The organism is Mesorhizobium sp. M7A.F.Ca.CA.002.05.1.1 (genome assembly GCF_003998335.1).
In the GTDB taxonomy this organism is placed as follows: domain Bacteria; phylum Pseudomonadota; class Alphaproteobacteria; order Rhizobiales; family Rhizobiaceae; genus Mesorhizobium.
The window spans coordinates 1-972 of sequence record NZ_RZQI01001383.1; the positions used below are offsets into that span (position 1 = coordinate 1).

Below are 972 nucleotides of genomic sequence, written 5' to 3' on the forward strand. Positions count from 1 at the left end.
GTCGCCGATCGTGGCCTGCGCGAAGGTATTTTGAGCGAACTGATGGCCGATGATGGCGTCTGGCGCAACGATGGGCGTGGCAGAGCGTGAGCCCGAACCGAAGAAATAAGCAATGACCAAGAAACCGGAAAAACCAGGATCAGCCAGCATTCGTGTGCTGAAGACGCGGATCAAGAAGAAGAGCGGGCTGAAGGAATCGTCGCGCCGCTGGCTGCAGCGCCACATCAACGATCCCTATGTCCAGCGCTCCAAGGCTGACGGCTATCGCTCGCGCGCGGCCTACAAGCTGATCGAGATCGACGACAAGCATCATCTCCTGAAACCCGGCATGAAGGTGATCGATCTCGGCGCCGCCCCCGGCGGCTGGTGCCAGGTCGCCGCCGCGCGGACGAAATCGACGGCCGACAAGCCGCATGTCATCGGCATCGACTATCTGGAAATGGACGCCGTGCCAGGCGCCCCGGTGCTGCTGATGGATTTCCTCGATCCGCTGGCGCCGCAGAAGCTGGCCGAGGCGCTGGGTGGGGATCCGGACATCGTGTTGTCCGACATGGCGGCACCGACCACCGGCCACAAGCGGACCGACCATATCCGCACCATGCATCTGTGCGAGGTGGCGGCCGATTTTGCGCTGTCGGTGCTGAAGCCGGGTGGGCATTTCCTCGCCAAGACCTTCCAGGGCGGCGCCGAAAACGAGCTGCTCTCGATGCTCAAGAAGAACTTCCGCTCCGTCCATCACGTCAAGCCGCCGGCGTCGCGGGATGAATCGGTCGAGCTCTATTTGCTGGCCAAGGACTTCAAGGGGCGAGAGGCCGGTCCGCCGTCAGGCGGATCGGAACGTCCAGTGGACGTTCCGAAGGCCTCGAGCGCCCGGAGCCATAGCGAAGGGCCGGGGGACGCCGACGACTTACAGGGCACCGCCGGTCCGCCGTCGGGCGAATCGGGCCGTCCAGAAGGCGAGGCCGAAGCGCA

The 972-nt window shown here is 64.2% G+C and carries 1 pseudogene; it reads left to right on the plus strand.

The window, feature by feature from the left end:
* Positions 1-112: 112 nt before the first annotated feature.
* A pseudogene (locus tag EN939_RS35755) lies at positions 113-904 on the plus strand (RlmE family RNA methyltransferase); the annotation flags it as partial.
* Positions 905-972 lie beyond the last annotated feature (68 nt).